The organism is Aquabacterium sp. A08 (assembly GCF_011742065.1).
This window is the reverse complement of the sequence record NZ_JAAQQT010000659.1, coordinates 1-17360: the sequence shown is the minus strand read 5'-3', so window position 1 is coordinate 17360 and position 17360 is coordinate 1. Positions and strand designations below refer to the sequence as shown.

Here is a 17360-nt window from a genome sequence, read left to right as displayed (position 1 = left end):
AGGACGGCTAGGAGGGGTCAGCCGGGTGTGCGTTGGTACACCAACTGGCCCACCCGCTGGATGTGGTCCAGCAGTGCCGGGGTGTCGATGGTGTGGTGCAGCACCAGGTCCACCTTCCAGGGGAGAAGCAGGTCGTCGATGCGCTCGTCCAGCGCCCAGAGTGCGTGGGGTGCCAGCGTGGGGGCCATGACGCACAGGTCGATGTCGGAGCCGGGTTGGTGGTTGCCTTTGGCGCGGGAGCCAAACAACACCACCCGCTCTACCTGCGGATGCGCTTGAAAGGCCTGTTGCAACTTTCGCCATGCGTGTTCTGGCAAGCCGGACTGGGGCAGCCAGTGGGGCAGTTCGTCCGCAGGCAGAGCGTTCACTGGGAGGTTAGCCCTTCAATGGGCGCTGGCGCACCAGGCCCAGGGCGTCGTTCAGGCGCTCCAGCGCCCGACCGTAGTTGGCCAGGCGCTGTTGTCAGCGGATGTCGTCGGCAGGTGCGCTCATGCCGCCGCACTTTCCTTCACCACCACCTCGCCCCGCAGCGAATGCGGCAGCGCCTGGGTGATGGTCACGTCCAGCATCTGGCCCACCAGACGGGCGTTGTTCGGCCCCGCGTCGAAGTTAACGATGCGGTTGCATTCGGTGCGGCCCATCAGTTCCTGGGGGTTCTTTTTTGAGGGCCCGGTGACCAGGATGCGTTGCACGGTGCCCACGCGGCTGGCGCTGATGCGTTGCACGTTCTCTTCAATGACGGCTTGCAGGTGCTGCAGGCGCTTCAGCTTCACCTCGTGCGGGGTGTCGTCGGGCAGGTTGGCGGCGGGGGTGCCGGGGCGCGGGCTGAAGATGAAGCTGAAGGACGTGTCGTAGCCCACGTCGGTGATGAGCTTCATCATCTTCTGAAAGTCTTCTTCCGTTTCGCCGGGGAAGCCGACGATGAAGTCGCTGCTCATCGACAGGTCGGGCCGGATGGCGCGCAGCTTGCGGATGGTGCTCTTGTATTCCATCGCGGTGTAGCCGCGCTTCATGGCCATGAGGATCTTGTCCGACCCGTGCTGCACGGGCAGGTGCAGGTGGCTCACCAGCTTGGGGAGCTTGGCGTAGGCCTCGATGAGGCGAGGCGTGAATTCGTTGGGGTGGCTGGTGGTGTAGCGGATGCGTTCGATGCCGGGGATGTCGGCCACGTATTCCAGCAACAGGGCAAAGTCGGCGATCTCGCCGCTGTCGCCCATGGGGCCGCGGTAGGCGTTCACGTTCTGGCCCAGCAGTGTGACTTCTTTCACGCCCTGGTCGGCCAGGCCGGCGACTTCCACCAGCACGTCCTCGAACGGGCGGCTGAATTCCTCGCCCCGGGTGTAGGGCACCACGCAGTAGCTGCAGTACTTGCTGCAGCCTTCCATGATGCTGACGAAGGCGCTGGCGCCGTCCACCTTGGCGGGGGGCAGGTGGTCGAACTTTTCGATTTCGGGGAAGCGGATGTCCACCTGCGGGCGGGCCTGGGCCTGGCGTTCTTCCAGCAACTGCGGCAGGCGGTGCAGGGTTTGGGGGCCAAACACCACGTCCACGAACGGGGCGCGCTTGATGATTTCTTCGCCTTCCTGGCTGGCCACGCAGCCACCCACGCCGATGAGCACGCCTTTTTGCTTGAGGTGCTTGACGCGGCCCAGGTCGCTGAACACTTTTTCCTGCGCCTTTTCGCGCACCGAGCAGGTGTTGAACAGGATGAGGTCGGCTTCGTCCACGTTCTGGGTGGGTTCGTAGCCCTGGGCGGCGCCCAGCACGTCGGCCATTTTGTCCGAGTCGTACTCGTTCATCTGGCAGCCGAAGGTTTTGATGAAGACTTTTTTGCTCATGGGGCGGCAGCGGCGCTGGGGTAAAGCCAGGGGCTGTGTAGAAGTGGAAAGCCCTTGATTTTAAAGGCTTGGCGAGCGCAGCGGGGGTGGTCTACACTTGTCGTACATCAATGCATCACAGGGAGAACACCATGACCGCACTGGCCGCCATGAAACGTTTCATCACGCCACAGGAATACCTGGAGGGCGAACTGCGCAGCGACGTCCGCCACGAGTACGTGGACGGGCAGGTGTATGCCATGGTGGGGGCGAGCCGGGCGCATGGGCGCATCGTGAATGCGGTAGCCTATGCCCTGACGCCGAAAGCGCGACAGCACCGCTGCCAGCTGTTCACCTCGGACATGAAGGTACGCTTGGATTTTGCGGGGCAGGAGGTGTACTACTACCCCGACGTGGTGTTGGTGTGCGACCCGGCAGACGCCGCCACCTACTACACCGAACGCCCGTGCCTGATCGTGGAGGTGCTGTCAGAAAGCACCGAGCGCATCGACCGCCGCGAAAAGCTGCTGGCCTACCAGAAGCTGCCCAGCCTGGAGGCCTACCTGCTGGTGGCGCAGGACGCGCGCCGGGTGGAGGTGTTCCGCCGCGCCACCGGCTGGCGCCACGAGCTGCACACCGAAGGCGCCATCGACCTGCCGTGCCTGGACAGCGCCTTGACGCTGGACGACGTTTACCTGGACGTGGGGTTGTGACCAGGTAGCCGCTGCTGTACTTCCTGCAGCAGGCGGCGTGCCGACGCCACCAACGTGGGCACCTGTTCGTGGGCGGTGTTCAGGGCATCGCTGAGCACGGCGGGGTCGCGAATGTACTCGTGAACCATTTTGTTGCGCATTTGCCGCATGCTCAACCACGCAGAAGCGCTGGGCAGCCAGCCCCATTTTTCGGCCAGGTTGAGGTTGTCAATGACAGGGCCGGGCGTTTGCCCCACCCATCGCAGCAGCGCCGGCAGCAGTTTGTCGCCGGTGGTGTCTTGCAGGCGGCCAAAGCGGGCCACGAAGGCGTCCAGTTTTTCGGATTCTGTGGGGTCGTGGGCCAGGCCCATGACGCGTTCGACGTCGAACGGTTGCGCAAACAAGCGCCCGTCGGTGAGCAGCAGGTGCTGGATTTCCAGCGTCACCACCTCGCACAGGTGGTGCAGGCGTTCGGTGGCGTCGGTCACAGCAGCAGGCCTTCGGCGTGTGCAATGCGGTGGATGGGCAGCTGCAAGAGGTTGGGCGCTTCCAGCAGCACGTCAATGCGCTGGTCGCCCAGGGCCAGTTGCAGCCGGGAGGCCAACTGCGCCGGCAGCAGGGCCGGCCGTGCCACCGGCACCGGGGAGGTCACGAGCAGATCGATGTCGCCGCCCCGCGCGGTGTCGTCCACCCGCGAACCGAACAGCCGCACTTCGGCCCCGGGGCCGAACAGGTCGGCCGTGTGGTGCTTGATCAGTGTGGTTTGCTGGGGAGACAAGCGCATGTGGAAATTCTCGCACGGGCTGGGGTTTCAAGGACGCACGCGCCGCAGCACGGCTTTTTCCAGTTCGAGCAGCACCAGCACCGCTGCGCCTGTGCCGGCGCACAGCGCCAGTTCGGCCGCCGACAGGGGCTGGGTGTGGAACAGCGCCTGCATGAAGGGCACGTAAGTGAACAGGCTTTGCAGCACCGCCACCGCGCCCACGGCGGCCAGTACGCGGGGCGTGCCACGCACCCCCTGCCAGTGGAACGACGGGTTTTTGAGGTAGCGCACGCTGAACAGGTAAAACACCTCCATCGCCACCAGGGTGTTGACGGCCAGGGTGCGGGCGTGTTCCACCGCGTGCCCCTGGGCCAGCGACCACTGGTAGGCGCCAAAAATGCCAGCGGTGAACAGGCCCGACACCAGCAGCACCCGCCACACCACAAAGCCGCTGAGCATGGGTTCGCCCGGTGGGCGGGGGGCGCGGCGCATGACGTCGCGTTCGGTGGGCTCGAAGGCCAGCACCATGGCCAGGGCGATGGAGCTGACCATGTTGACCCACAAAATTTGCGCCGGCGCGATGGGCAGCGCCAGCCCCAGCAGCACCGCCACCAGCAGCGACAGGGATTCGCCGCCGTTGATGGGCAGCAGGAAAGTGACGGTTTTGCGCAGGTTGTCGTACACCGTGCGGCCTTCCTCCACCGCGTGGGCGATGGAGGCGAAGTTGTCGTCGGCCAGCACGATGGCGCCGGCCTGTTTGGCCGCTTCGGTGCCCTTGCGGCCCATGGCCACGCCCACGTCGGCCTGCTTGAGCGCGGGGGCATCGTTGACGCCGTCGCCGGTCATGGCCACCACCTCGCCGCGGGCCTGCAGGGCGCGCACCAGCCGCAGCTTGTGTTCGGGGCTGGCGCGGGCGAACACGTCCACCGACTGCACCGCGTCTTGCAGGGCGGCGTCGTCCAGCGCCTCAATGTCCGGCCCGGTGAGGGCGCGCAAACCGCCGCCCATGCCCAATTGCCCAGCAATGGCGCTGGCGGTGACGGCGTGGTCGCCCGTGATCATCTTGACCCGGATGCCGGCGGCGCGGCACTGGGCCACCGCCTGGATGGCTTCCTGGCGCGGCGGGTCGATGATGCCGACCAGCCCCAGCAGGGTGAGGCCTTGGGCGACGTGGGCGTGGTCCAGCCGCTGGCCAGCGGCCACGGTGGTGCGGGCCAGCGCCAGCACCCGGCGGCCGGCGCGGGCCTGGGCTTCGATGGCGGCGAGCCAGTGGGCGTGGTCCAGCGGTGCGGATTCGCCGTTGGTTTGCAGTTGCCGGTGGCACATGTCCAGCAGGCGTTCGGGTGCGCCCTTGACCCAGACCGTCCATTGGCCGGGGTCGCCGTTGGGGTGGGCGGTGGCCATGTAGCGGTGTTCGGACTCGAACGGCACCACGCCCAGACGCGGGCGCTCCTGCGCCAGTTCGCTGGGGGCGATGCCGGCCTTCATGGCCAGGGTGAGCAGGGCGCCTTCGGTGGGGTCGCCGGCCAGGTGCCACAGGTCGCCCTGGCGGTGCAGGGCGGCGTCGTTGCACAGCGCGGCGGCTTCGGCCAGGGCCAGCAGGGCGGGGGCTTCGCGGAACAGCTCGGCCGGCTGCAGCGTGTGGCCCTGCCGCTGCAGCGTGCCCAGCGGGGCGTAGCCGGCGCCTTCGACGGCGATGGTCTGGTCGGCCAGCACCACCTGCTGCACCGTCATTTCGTTGCGGGTGAGGGTGCCGGTTTTGTCGGAACAGATGACGGTGACCGCGCCCAGCGTTTCCACCGCCGGCAAGCGCCGCACCACCGCGTGGCGGCGCGCCATGCGCTGCACCCCGATGGCCAGGGTGATGGACATGATGGCGGGCAGCCCTTCGGGGATGGCGGCCACGGCCAGGCCGACGGCGGTCATGAACACGTCGGCCACGGCCATGCCGCGCACCAGCACACCGTAGGCGAACAGCGCGGCGGCGGCGCCCAGCACCGCGAAGGTGAGGGTGCGGCCCAGTGCGGCCATTTGCCGCACCAGCGGGGTGGTGGTTTGTTCCACCGTGGCCAGCAGCTTGCCGATGCGGCCCATTTCGGTTTGTGCGCCGGTGGCCACCACCACGGCGGTGCCTTGGCCCTGGGTGACCAGCGTGCCGGCGTAGCCCATGCCCAGGCGGTCGCCCAGGGCGGCGTCGGGCGCCACGGGGTGGGGGGCTTTTTCCACCGGCACCGATTCGCCGGTGAGCGCGGCTTCGTCCACCCGCAGGTTGTGCGTCTGCAGCCAGCGCACGTCGGCGGGCAGGCTGTCGCCCGAGGCCAGAGCAACCACGTCGCCGGGCACCAGGGCGGCGGCGTCCACGTCATGGGCGCGGCCGTCGCGCCAGACGCGGGCGTGCGGCGCCAGCAGGTGGCGGATGGCCTCCAGCGCCTTTTCGGCCTTGCCTTCTTGCAGCACGCCAATGCCGACGTTGAGCAGCACCACCGCGAGGATGACCGCCGCGTCCACCCAATGCGCCATGAAGGCGGTGGTGAGCGCCGCCGCCAGCAGCACGTAGATGAGCAGGTTGTGGAACTGCGCGGCGATGCGCCGCCACAGCGGCGGCGGGGCCACGGTGGCCAGGCGGTTGGGGCCGTGCTGGCGCAGGCGCTGTTCGGCCTCGGCCTGGCCCAGGCCGTGGGCACTGGCGTGCAGGGCCTCCAGTGCCTGGGCGCTGGTGAGCGCATGCCAGGCGGGCGCCGGGCGGGCGGGCGGGGTGGGGGCGGCGGGTGTCATCCGGCGCAGGGCGGGGCGGGCTGGAGAGGGGTGCCGGCCGGGGTGAGGGCGGCGGCCAGGCCGCGGAAAAAGCCCACCAGTTCTGGGCTGACCGGGGCCGCCGTGGCGTCGCTCGTCGGTGGCAGGTGGCCCAGCAGGTGCGCCGCCTGCCACAGGTCGCGCTGCTGGCCGATGCGCAGCTGCCAGCCGCTGGCGCGCCGCGTCCAGCGCCGGGTGCGGCGGGCCTCGGCGGCGGGCAGGGTGGCGGCGATGGCCTCGCTGGCGTAGCGCAGGCGTTTGGCCAGCAGGCGGGCGTCGTGCAGCAGGGCGGGTTGGGTGTGGGCGGCGGCCACCAGCTGTTCCATGCGGCGGTGCCAGCGCGCCAGCCGGCGCGTGGCCCAGTCGCCGTGCGGCGTGGGGGTCGCTGGGGCGGGGTCGATGGGGGCGCCCAGGCCGTGCAGCCAGGCCGTCAGGGCCAGCAGGGCGCCGCCCGCGCCGGGCGTGGCCAGCCGCTGGCGCACCTGGGCGCGGGCGGTGTGGCCGGCGTCGGTCAGGGCGTGCAGGGCGGCGTCCCAGTCGGCCTGGCGGGCGCGGGCGGGGTGGGCGGTGTCGGGCAGGCCGGGCGGGGGGCTCAGGTAGGCCGTGGCCCAGGCGGGCAGGGTGTCGTGGCGGGCCACGTCCAGGTCGCGCAACTGGCCCAGGGCGTCCAGCAGGGGGCGCAGCGCGGTGGTGTCGGGCGCGGCGGGCAGCCAGGGGCGAAGCAGCCGGGTGACGCTGCGCCAGCGCCGCCACGCCACCCGCGCCTGGTGGACGAGCTCGGGCTCGTCGCGGTGCAGCAGGCCCTCCAGGTTGCGGGTGAACTGCTGCAGGATTTCGGCCAGCACCGGGCGCGCCAGGGCCTGGGGGGGCAGGCGTTTTTTCAGGGGCACAGGCTGGGCCTTGGCCACCGGGTGCACAGCGCCGCTGGCCAGGGCGTGGCCGCGCTGGGCCTTGCTCACGTCGCTGGGCAGCAGGGGCAGGTGCTGGGCCAGCTCCTGCGCCAGGGCAAACAGCGCGGCGCGTGGCCCGCTCAGCAGTTCCAGTTCCAGCTCCAGCAGGGGCGTGGTGCGGTCGCCGGCGCGCACGCTGCCGGCGTCCAGCGCCACCTCGATGTCGGTGCCGTTGCGCCTGCGCACGCGCCAGGTGGTGCGCAGGCAATGGGTCTCGAAGCGGGGCTGCAGGGTGGCCAGCAGGGTGCCGTGCGGGTCCAGCGCGTCCCAGGCGGTGCCGTGCAGGGCGGCCGGGTCGAGCCGGCCCTGGGCCACCGGGCTTTCCCATTCGCCGCGCTGGCTCAGGCCGCCGTGCGAGGTGCCCGCGGTCTTGAGCGTCTGGACCCAGCTGCCCGGGCCGGCGTCGCCCGGCGTGCCGATGTGGCGCAGGCGCAGCGCGCAGCGCTGGCGCTGCAGGGCCAGGTCGGGGGTGTCGAAATAGCGGTTGAGCAGCAGCTGCTGTTGCGGGCGGCGCCGGCGCAGGCTGGGGGCGCGGCGCAGGCGTTGCAAGGCCTCGTCGGGCGACAGGCCGGGCACCAGCAGCTTGAGTTCGATTTCCTGGGGCGTGAGCATGGGGCTTAGCTTACACAGTCTGCGGGTTTTCGCCACCCTGGCCGGGTGACGCGCCGCACGGAAGCGCCACGGGTTTCCGGCAAAATGGCTGGCTGACGCGGCCCCGCCGCCCAACCCGAACTGCCGACCATGAGCCACACCCCGCACCCCACCCGCGACACCTCGCACATCCAGCCGCGCGACCGCGCCGAAATCCTGGCCCAGGCGCTGCCCTACATCCGCAAGTTCCACGGCAAGACCATGGTCATCAAGTACGGCGGCAACGCCATGACCGACCCGGAACTGCAGCAGGCCTTTGCCGAGGACGTGGTGCTGCTCAAACTCGTGGGCATCAATCCGGTGGTGGTGCACGGCGGCGGCCCGCAAATTGAAGGGCTGCTCAAGCGCCTGGGCAAGCAGGGCGAGTTCATCCAGGGCATGCGCGTGACCGACCCCGAAACCATGGAGGTGGTGGAGTGGGTGCTGGCCGGCGAGGTGCAGCAGGACATCGTCGGCCTGATCAACCGCGCCGGTGGCAAGGCGGTGGGCCTGACCGGCCGCGACGGCGCCATGATCCACGCCCGCAAGCTGCGCATGGTGGACCAGAAAGACCCGAGCAAGGAACACGACGTGGGCCAGGTGGGCGACATCGTCGGCATCGACCCCAGCGTGGTCAAGGCGCTGCAGGAGGACCAGTTCATTCCGGTGGTCAGCCCCATTGGGTTTGGCGAGCACAACGAGAGCTACAACATCAACGCCGACGTGGTGGCGGCCAAGCTGGCCACGGTGCTGCAGGCCGAAAAACTGCTGATGCTGACCAACATCCCCGGCGTGCTGGACAAGGACGGCCAGCTGCTGCCGTCGCTGACCATGAAGCGCATCGACGAACTGGTGGCCGACGGCACCATCAGCGGCGGCATGATCCCGAAAATTGCCGGCGCACTGGACGCGGCCAAGAGCGGGGTGAACGCGGTGCACATCATCGACGGCCGGGTGCCCCACGCCATGCTGCTGGAGATCCTGAGCGACCAGGCCTTCGGCACCATGATCCGTTCGCACTGACCGCGCCATGGCCACCCGCCCCGCGCCCGGCGAACGCCGCCTGCAGATTTTGCAGGCCCTGGCCGACATGCTGCAGACCCCCGGGGGCGAGCGGGTGACCACCGCCGCATTGGCCACGCGCCTGGGCGTGAGCGAGGCGGCGCTGTACCGCCACTTCGCCAGCAAGGCGCAGATGTTCGAGGGGCTGATCGACTTCGTCGAGCAAAGCGTGTTTGGCCTGATCCAGCAGATCGAGGCGCGCCAGCCGCAGCCGCTGGCGCAGGTGCCGCTGGTGGTGACGATGGTGCTGCAGTTCGCCGAGAAAAACCCCGGCATGGCCCGGGTGATGGCCGGCGATGCGCTGGTGGGCGAGCACGAGCGCCTGACCGCGCGCGTGGCCCTGCTGTTCGACAAGCTGGAAAGCGCGCTGAAGCTGCGCCTGCGCGAGGCCGGCCACCCCGACGCGGTGGCGCTGGGCGCGGTGCTGGTGGCCTTTGTGACCGGGCGCCTGCAGCGCTACGCGCGCAGCGGCTTCCAGCGCCCTCCCACCGAACACCTGGCCGACTGCCTGCGGGTGATGCTGACGGCCTGACGGCCACCCCCGGGTTTACCCCGGGGCCGCGCGGGTTGACGCGCCCGGCTTTGCCTCTAAAATAGTACGACCGTTCGTTTTATTTTGGATGCCATGACCGCCGCCACCGCCCCCCGCACCGCCCGCAGCCAGAAAGCCCTGCACAAAGGCCAGCAGACCAAGGCCGCCATTGTGGACGCGGCCCTGGCCCTGGCCGCCCAGGTCGGGCTGGAGGGCTTGAGCATCGGCGCCATTGCCGAAATCACGCAGATGAGCAAGTCCGGCGTGTTCGCCCACTTCGGCTCGCGCGAGGAACTGCAGATATCGGTGGTGCACGAGTACCACCGCCGCTTCGAGGCCGAGGTGTTCACCCCCGCGCTGCAAGAGCCGCGCGGCCTGCCGCGCCTGCGCGCCCTGTTCGACAACTGGATGCGCCAGACCTCGCTGGAGATCGACTCGGGCTGCATCTACATCAGCGGCGCGGTGGAGTTCGACGACCGCCCCGGCCCGGTGCACGACGCGCTGGTGGCCACCATGAACACCTGGCAGTCGGCCATGCACCGGGCGGTGGAACTGGCGATTGCCGAAGGCCACCTGCAGGCCCAGGCCGACCCCGGGCAGCTCGCGTTCGAGATCCACGGCCTGATCCTGGCCCTGCACTACGAGGCCCGCTTCCTGCGCAACCCCAAGGGCCTGGCCCGCGCCCGCCAGGGCTTCGACAACATCGTCGCCCGCAACCTGCCCTGACCCGTTTTTTCCCCGACCCACACCCATCCCAGGAGACCGCCATGCCCAGCTACACCCCGCCCCTGCGCGACATGCAATTCGTGCTGCACGAAGTGCTGAACGTGACCGACGAACTGAAGGTGTGCCCGCCGCACGCCGAGATCGACGCCGACACCATCAACGCCGTGCTGGAAGAAGGCGGCAAGTTCGCCGCCGGGGTGGCGTTTCCGCTGAACATCAGCGGCGACGCCGAGGGCTGTGTGCTGGACAAAACCACCCACGAGGTGCGCACCCCCAGCGGCTTCAAGGCCGCTTACCAGACCTATGTGGACGGCGGCTGGCCGGCGCTGAGCTGCGACCCCGAATACGGTGGCCAGGGCCTGCCGTTCGTGGTGAACCAGTGCTTTTACGAAATGCTCAACAGCGCCAACCAGGCCTGGACCATGTACCCCGGCCTGAGCCACGGCGCCTACGAATGCCTGCACGCCCACGGTTCGCCCGAGCAAAAAGCCCTGTACCTGCCCAAGCTGACCAGCGGCGAGTGGACCGGCACCATGTGCCTGACCGAGCCCCACTGCGGCACCGACCTGGGCCTGCTGCGCACCAAGGCCGAACCGCAGGCCGACGGCAGTTACCGCATCACCGGCCAGAAGATTTTCATTTCCGCCGGCGAGCACGACATGGCCGCCAACATCGTGCACCTGGTGCTGGCCCGCTTGCCCGACGCGCCCAAGGGCAGCAAAGGCATCAGCCTGTTCCTGGTGCCCAAGTTCCACGTCAACGCCGACGGCTCGCTGGGCGGGCGCAACGGCATTCACTGCGGCGGCCTGGAGCACAAAATGGGCATCCACGGCAACGCCACCGCGCAAATGGTGCTGGACGGCGCCGTGGGCACCCTGGTGGGCCAGCCGCACAAGGGCCTGCAGGCCATGTTCGTGATGATGAACGCCGCCCGCCTGGGCGTGGGCAACCAGAGCCTGGGCCTGACCGAGGTGGCCTTCCAGAACGCGCTGGCCTACGCCAAAGACCGGCTGCAAATGCGTTCCCTGACCGGCACCAAGGCCAAGGACAAAGAGGCCGATCCCATCATCGTCCACCCCGACGTGCGCAAGATGCTGCTGACCGCCAAGGCCTACGCCGAAGGCGGCCGCGCCCTGCTGTGCTACAGCGCCGTGCTGCTGGACAAAGAGCTGCACCACCCCGATGAAAAGGTGCGCGCCGACAGCGCCGAACTGCTGGCGCTGCTCACCCCCATCGTCAAGGCCTTCCTGACCGACAACGGCTTCAACGCCGCGGTGATGTGCCAGCAGGTGTACGGCGGCCACGGCTTCATCAAGGAATGGGGCATGGAGCAGTTCGTGCGCGACGCCCGCATCAACATGATTTACGAAGGCACGAACACCGTGCAGTCGCTCGATTTGCTGGGCCGCAAGGTGCTGGGCAACAACGGCGCCAGCCTGAAGAAGTTCGCCAAGCTGATTGGCCGCCTGGTGGAAGAAGAGGGCGTGAACGAGAAGATGGCCGAGTTCATCAACCCGCTGGCCGGGTTGGGCGAGCAGATGACCAAGTTCACCACCGAAATCGGCTTCAAGGGCTTCCAGAACCCGGACGAGGTGGGTGCCGCAGCGGTGGACTACCTGCGCGTGGCCGGTCACCTGGTGTTTGGGTACTTCTTCGCGCGCATGGCGTCGGTGGCGTTGAAGCAGATCGCTGCCGGCAGCACCGACCCCTTCTACACCGCCAAGCTGCAGACCGCGCGCTTCTACTTCGCCAAGCTGTTCCCGGAAACCGCCACGCTGATGCGCACTGCCCGCGCCGGCAGCCGCGTGCTGATGGACACCGACGCCGCCCTGGCCTGAGCCCCGCACGGCTGCCCCGACACAAGGAAACACCATGTCCCGTTTCACCGTGAAACAAGTCGCCGTGCTGGGTGCCGGCGTGATGGGGGCGCAGATCGCGGCGCACCTCGTCAACTGCCAGGTGCCCGTCATCTTGTTCGACCTGCCCGACTCGACATCGGCCGACAAAAACGGCATCGCTACCCGGGCCATTACTAACCTGAAAAAACTCAAGCCCAGCCCCTTGGGCGTGGCCAGCGACGCCGACTTGATCCGGCCCGCCAACTACGAAGAGCACTCGGAACTGCTGCGCGGTTGCGACCTGATCATCGAAGCCATTGCGGAACGCCTGGACTGGAAGCGCGACCTGTACGCCAAGATCGCCCCGTTCGTGGCCGAAGGCGCGATTCTGGCGTCCAACACCTCGGGCCTGTCGATCGGCGCCTTGGGCGAGGCGCTGCCCGAAGCCCTGCGCCCGCGCTTTTGCGGCATCCACTTTTTCAACCCGCCGCGCTACATGCCGCTGGTGGAACTGATCGCCACCCCGGCCACCCAGCCGCCTGTGCTGGACCAGTTGGAAGCCTTCGTGACCACCGGCCTGGGCAAGAACGTGGTGCGCGCCAAGGACACGCCCAACTTCATCGCCAACCGCATCGGCATCGCCGGCATGCTGTCCACCCTGCACGAGGCCGAGCGCCTGGGCCTGAGCTACGACGTGGTGGACGACCTGACCGGCAAGCGCCTGGGCCGCGCCAGCAGCGGCACCTTCCGCACCGCCGACGTGGTGGGCCTGGACACGATGGCCCACGTCATCAAGACCATGCAGACCGCCCTGAACGCGCAGAGCGACCCGTTCTACGGCAGCTTTGCCACGCCCACCGTGTTGCAGACGCTGCTGAAGATGGGGAACCTGGGCCAGAAAACCAAGGCCGGTTTCTTCAAGCGTGTGGGCCGCGAGACCTTCCGTTTTGAGCTGGAGAGCAAGGACTACATCCCCGCCGGGCAAAAAGCCGACGAGGTGTACGGCCGCATGCTGAAAAAGCCCGCCGCCGAGCGCCTGAAGCTGCTGCGCCACGCCGAAGGCCCGCAAGGCCAGTTTCTGTGGGCGATTCTGCGCAACGGCTTCCACTACGCCGCGGTGCACCTGGCCGGTATTGCCGACAACGCGCGCGACCTGGACCAGGCCATGCGCTGGGGCTACGGCATGCAGCAAGGCCCGTTCGAGCTGTGGCAAGAGGCCGGTTGGCTGGCCGTGGCGCAGATGATCCAGGAGGACATCGACGCCGGTAAAACGCTGTGCAGTGCGCCGCTGCCCGACTGGGTATTCCACGGCCCGGTGGCCGAGCGCGGCGGCGTGCACCAGCCCGAAGGTTCGTGGAACCCGTCCAAAGGCAGCTTTGACCCCAAGCGCCAGTTGCCCGTGTACCAGCGCCAAATCTTCCGCGAACCGGTGCTGGGCGAGGCCGCGCCGGTGTTCCAAACCGCTGGCAAAACTGTCCATGAGGACGCCGACATCCGCCTCTGGACGCTCGACAACGAAGTGCTGATCGCCAGCATCAAGAGCAAGATGCATGCGATCGGCCCCGGCGTGACCGAGGGCCTGGGCCGCGCCGTGGACCTGGCCGAAGCCAGCTACCAGGGCCTGGTGGTGTGGTCGGGCGACGAGCCCTTCAGCGTGGGCGCCGACCTGCAGGCCGTGATGCCCGCCTTCATCGCCGCCGGCGTGGCGGCCATTGAGGACGTGGAAGCCGAAATGCAGCGGGTGATGCTGAAGCTGCGCTACGCCCAGGTGCCCACCGTGGCCGCCGTGCGTGGCATGGCGCTGGGCGGTGGCTGCGAACTGGCGGTGCACTGCGCCCGCCGCGTGGCGCACCTGGAAAGCTACATCGGCCTGGTGGAAGTGGGCGTGGGCCTGGTGCCCGGCGCCGGCGGCCTGACCTACATCGCCCGCCGTGCGGCGGAGAACGCCCAAGCCAGCACCGGCACCGACCTGCTGCCCTTCCTGAGCGAAGGCTTCAAGGCCGCCGCCATGGCCACCGTGGGCACCAGCGCGCTGGAAAGCCGCAAGATCGGCTACCTGCTGGACAGCGACCGCGTGGTGCCGCACAAGGACGAGTTGCTCTACGTGGCCATTGCCGAAGCCAAGGCCATGGCCAACGCCGGCTACCGCCCGCCGCTGAAACGCCTGTTCCCGGTGGGGGGACGCTCGGTCAAGGCCACCATCCTGGGCTCGTTGGTGAACATGCGCGACGGCGGCTACATCAGCGAGCACGATTTCCACATCGCCGGCCTGATCGCCCACGTGCTGACCGGCGGTGACGTGGAAGCCGGCACCCTGGTGAGCGAGGAATACCTGATGCAACTGGAGCGCCAGGCCTTCTGCAGCCTGATCGTCCACCCCAAGACGCAAGCGCGCATTCTGGGCATGCTGTCCACCGGCAAACCCCTGCGTAACTGATGCGGAGCACCGACATGAAACACCTTCAAGACGCCTACATCGTCGCGGCCACCCGCACCCCCATCGGCAAGTCGCACAGGGGCTATTTCAAGCACACCCGGCCCGACGACCTGCTGGCCCACGTGCTGCGCGCGGCCGTGGCCCAGGCCCCGGGGCTGGACCCGGCGGCCATCGAAGACGTGATCTGTGGCTGTGCCATCCCCGAAGCCCAGCAGGGCCTGAACGTGGCCCGTGTGGGCGCGGTGCTGGCCGGCCTGCCCCAGAGCGTGGGCGGCATCACCGTCAACCGCTTCTGCGCCTCGGGCCTGAGCGCGGTGCAGATGGCCGCCGACCGCATCCGCGTGGGCGAGGCCGACGTGATGATCGCCGCCGGCGTGGAAAGCATGAGCCTGGTGCCCATGATGGGCAACGCGCCCAGCCTGTCGCCCAGCATTTTTGCCAACACCGCCAACGTGGACGACTACGGCATCGCCTACGGCATGGGCTTGACCGCCGAAAAAGTGGCCCAGCAGTGGCGGGTGAGCCGCGACGCGCAGGACGCCTTCGCCCTGCAGTCGCACCAGCGCGCCCTGGCCGCGCAGGCTGCCGGCGAATTCGCCGACGAAATCACCCCGGTGGACGTCACCCAGCGCGAGCTGGACCTGGCCAGCGGCGAAGTGCGCATCAGCCAGCGCACCGTCAGCCTGGACGAAGGCGCGCGCCCCGACACCTCGCTGGAAGGGCTGGCCAAGCTCAAGCCGGCCTTTGCCATACCGCGCCGGGCCGACGGCACGCCCACCGGCCTGGGCAGCGTGACCGCCGGCAACAGCTCGCAAACGTCGGACGGCGCCGGTGCCCTGATTCTGGCCAGCGAAGCGGCGGTGAAGCGCTTCGGCCTCACGCCGCTGGCGCGTTTCGTCAGCTATGCGTCACGCGGCGTGCCGCCGCACATCATGGGCATCGGGCCGATCGAGGCCATCCCGGCCGCGTTGAAAGCCGGCGGCCTGTCGCAGAACGACCTGGACTGGATCGAGCTGAACGAGGCTTTCGCCGCACAGTCGCTGGCGGTGATGCACCAGCTCGGCCTGGACCCGGCCAAGGTCAACCCCAACGGTGGCGCCATCGCCCTGGGCCACCCGCTGGGCGCCACCGGCGCTATCCGTTCCGCGACAGTGGTGCACGCGCTGCGCCGCCACAATCGGCGTTACGGCATGGTGACCATGTGCGTGGGCATGGGGCAGGGCGCGGCGGGCATTTTCGAACGCGTCTGACCCACCCGCAGGGGCTGCCAAGGCAGCCCCTTTTGCCGCCCCCACACCAGAACAACAGGAGACCCGATTGACCACAGCTCCCTCCAGCGGCGGCGCGCACCCGTTTGACGAGGCCATGGCGCTGCAGCCACAGCCCACGGCCGGCGCGCCCGCGCCGGGCACCCGGTGCTGGCAGGGCCGGGCCCACCCCGGCTACCAGAACATGGTGGGGCCGTTCGGCGGCGTCACCGCAGCGCAGGCGCTCAACGCCGTGCTGCAACACCCGGACCGGCTGGGCGAGCCCGTCACGCTCACCGTCAACTTCGCCGCGGCGGTGGACCCGGCCACCCCGTTCCGGCTGGAAGCCACCCCGGCCCGCACCAACCGCTCCACCCAGCACTGGACGCTGCGCATGCTGCAGCCCGACGCCCACGGCGCCGACCAGGTGGTGCTGACCGGCAGCGCCGTCACCGCCGTGCGCCGCGACACCTGGAGCGCGACGGACGCCGTGATGCCCCAGCTGCCGCCGCCCGACGCTGTCGCCCCCACCCCCTGGGGCGGGCCCATTCCGTGGATACAGCGCTACGACTTCCGCTTGTGCGAAGGCAGCCTGCCCCAGCACTGGGACGGCAGCGAAGCCGACAGCCTGACCCGGCTCTGGCTGCGCGACGAGCCGCCCCGCCCGCTGGACTTCTGCAGCCTGACCGCCTGTGCCGACGCCTTCTTCCCGCGCGTCTGGCGCCGCCGGGCGCTGATGACGCCCATCGGCACCGTGTCCATGACCGTGTACTTCCACGCCAGCCGCGCCGAACTGGCCGCCACCGGCACCGGGCACCTGCTCGGCCAGGCGCGGGCACAATCGTTTTTCAACGGCTATTTCGACCAAAGCGCCGAACTCTGGAACCCCGCCGGCCACCTGCTGGCCACCACCCACCAGATCGTCTATTTCAAGGAGTGAACCCCATGTCCGACATCCTGAGCCACGTCGACGGCGGCGTGATGACGCTGACCTTCAACCGCCTGGCGCGCAAGAATTCCCTGACCGCCGCCATGTACGCCACCCTGGCCGACGCGCTGGAACAGGCCCAGGCCGACGCCAGCGTGCGCGTGGTGGTGCTGCAGGGCGACGAGGCCATCTTCAGCGCCGGCAACGACGTGGGCGACTTCCTCAACGCCCCGCCGGCCGACCAGAACACCCCGGTGTTCCGCTTCCTGCGCAACATCGCCAGCTTCCCCAAACCGCTGGTGGCTGCTGTCTGCGGCCCGGCCGTGGGCATCGGCACCACCCTGCTGTTCCACTGCGACCTGGTGTATGCCGGCGACAACGCCGCCTTCTCCATGCCCTTCGTCAACCTGGGGCTGTGCGCCGAAGGCGCGTCCAGCCTGCTGGCGCCGCAAATGTTCGGCTACCACCGCGCCGCCGAAGCCCTGCTGCTGGGCGACGCCTTCTACGCCGAAGCCGCGCTGGAAGTGGGCCTGGTGAACAAGGTGCTGCCGCCCAGCGAAGCCAACGGCTACGCCCAGGCCGTGGCGCGCAAGCTGGCCGCCAAACCCCTGAGCAGCCTGGTGGAAACCAAACGCCTCATGAAAAAAGGCCAGCAGGCCCTGGTGCTGCAGACCATGGCCGAAGAGGGTGACGTGTTCGGCCGCATGCTGCGCGAACCCGCCGCCAAAGAGGCGTTTTCGGCCTTTCTGCAAAAGCGCCAACCGGATTTTTCGCAGGTATGAGCAAACCCATCGTCCACCCCCCCGCCGCGCCGGTGGTGTTTGAGCCCGAGTTCATCGAGGGCGTGCGCCAGATCTTCGAGGAAAAAATCGTCTTCAACACCGTGCTGGGGCTGAAGATCACCGCCATCGCGCCCGAGCAGGTCACGGCCCGCATCGACATGCG

Annotated in this window: 15 protein-coding genes; 9 read left to right on the top strand and 6 right to left on the bottom strand. The window is 68.8% G+C overall.

The window, feature by feature from the left end:
- Nucleotides 1-17: 17 nt before the first annotated feature.
- Nucleotides 18-368, bottom strand: coding sequence for a nucleotidyltransferase domain-containing protein (locus HA630_RS15475; RefSeq protein ID WP_208300107.1), 351 nt, complete (start codon nt 366-368; stop codon nt 18-20).
- 120 nt (nt 369-488) lie between these two features.
- Entirely contained in the window at nt 489-1838 is a 1350-nt protein-coding gene (miaB, locus tag HA630_RS15470) for a tRNA (N6-isopentenyl adenosine(37)-C2)-methylthiotransferase MiaB (RefSeq protein ID WP_166835819.1), read from the bottom strand.
- Between the two features lie 131 nt (nt 1839-1969).
- On the opposite strand from miaB, the gene HA630_RS15465 reads away from it, so the two are divergent.
- Nucleotides 1970-2530 (top strand): Uma2 family endonuclease, encoded by a 561-nt coding sequence (locus HA630_RS15465; RefSeq protein ID WP_166835817.1) that lies wholly within the window; start codon nt 1970-1972, stop codon nt 2528-2530.
- Here HA630_RS15465 and HA630_RS15460 read toward each other — a convergent pair.
- Genes HA630_RS15460 through HA630_RS15445 form a run of 4 tightly spaced genes read right to left on the bottom strand, consistent with a single transcriptional unit; the run spans nt 2509 to nt 7627 of the window.
- Nucleotides 2509-2997 (bottom strand): hypothetical protein, encoded by a 489-nt coding sequence (locus tag HA630_RS15460; RefSeq protein WP_166835815.1) that lies wholly within the window; start codon nt 2995-2997, stop codon nt 2509-2511. The genes HA630_RS15465 and HA630_RS15460 overlap by 22 nt on opposite strands.
- Entirely contained in the window at nt 2994-3293 is a 300-nt protein-coding gene (locus HA630_RS15455; RefSeq protein WP_166835813.1) for a nucleotidyltransferase domain-containing protein, read from the bottom strand. Before HA630_RS15455 ends, HA630_RS15460 begins: the two co-directional genes overlap by 4 nt.
- Nucleotides 3294-3320: 27 nt before the next feature.
- The gene (locus HA630_RS15450) at nt 3321-6047 is read right to left on the bottom strand and encodes a cation-transporting P-type ATPase (protein ID WP_166835811.1); all 2727 of its coding nucleotides are present in this window, start codon (nt 6045-6047) and stop codon (nt 3321-3323) included.
- Nucleotides 6044-7627, bottom strand: coding sequence for a CYTH and CHAD domain-containing protein (locus HA630_RS15445; RefSeq protein ID WP_166835275.1), 1584 nt, complete (start codon nt 7625-7627; stop codon nt 6044-6046). The genes HA630_RS15450 and HA630_RS15445 overlap by 4 nt, the downstream gene beginning before the upstream one ends.
- Nucleotides 7628-7756: 129 nt before the next feature.
- On the opposite strand from HA630_RS15445, the gene argB reads away from it, so the two are divergent.
- From argB to HA630_RS15405, 8 genes are all read left to right on the top strand, one after another.
- Nucleotides 7757-8668, top strand: a complete 912-nt coding sequence (gene argB / locus HA630_RS15440) for an acetylglutamate kinase (RefSeq protein ID WP_166835273.1) — start codon at nt 7757-7759, stop codon at nt 8666-8668.
- Nucleotides 8669-8675: 7 nt separating this feature from the next.
- Nucleotides 8676-9239 (top strand): nucleoid occlusion factor SlmA, encoded by a 564-nt coding sequence (slmA, locus tag HA630_RS15435; protein WP_166835271.1) that lies wholly within the window; start codon nt 8676-8678, stop codon nt 9237-9239.
- A 93-nt stretch (nt 9240-9332) separates the two neighbouring features.
- Nucleotides 9333-9965 carry a TetR/AcrR family transcriptional regulator gene (locus tag HA630_RS15430; protein ID WP_166835269.1) on the top strand — a complete coding sequence of 211 codons (633 nt, stop codon included), beginning with the start codon at nt 9333-9335 and terminating at the stop codon, nt 9963-9965.
- A 41-nt stretch (nt 9966-10006) separates the two neighbouring features.
- A complete protein-coding gene (locus HA630_RS15425; RefSeq protein ID WP_166835267.1) occupies nt 10007-11803 on the top strand; it encodes an acyl-CoA dehydrogenase C-terminal domain-containing protein in 1797 nt (598 codons plus the stop codon).
- A 34-nt stretch (nt 11804-11837) separates the two neighbouring features.
- A complete protein-coding gene (locus HA630_RS15420; protein WP_166835265.1) occupies nt 11838-14240 on the top strand; it encodes a 3-hydroxyacyl-CoA dehydrogenase/enoyl-CoA hydratase family protein in 2403 nt (800 codons plus the stop codon).
- A 14-nt stretch (nt 14241-14254) separates the two neighbouring features.
- Nucleotides 14255-15490 carry an acetyl-CoA C-acyltransferase gene (locus HA630_RS15415; RefSeq protein WP_166835263.1) on the top strand — a complete coding sequence of 412 codons (1236 nt, stop codon included), beginning with the start codon at nt 14255-14257 and terminating at the stop codon, nt 15488-15490.
- Nucleotides 15491-15605: 115 nt separating this feature from the next.
- A complete protein-coding gene (locus HA630_RS15410; protein WP_166835282.1) occupies nt 15606-16427 on the top strand; it encodes an acyl-CoA thioesterase II in 822 nt (273 codons plus the stop codon).
- Between the two features lie 5 nt (nt 16428-16432).
- A complete protein-coding gene (locus HA630_RS15405) occupies nt 16433-17197 on the top strand; it encodes an enoyl-CoA hydratase (protein ID WP_166835261.1) in 765 nt (254 codons plus the stop codon).
- Nucleotides 17198-17360 lie beyond the last annotated feature (163 nt).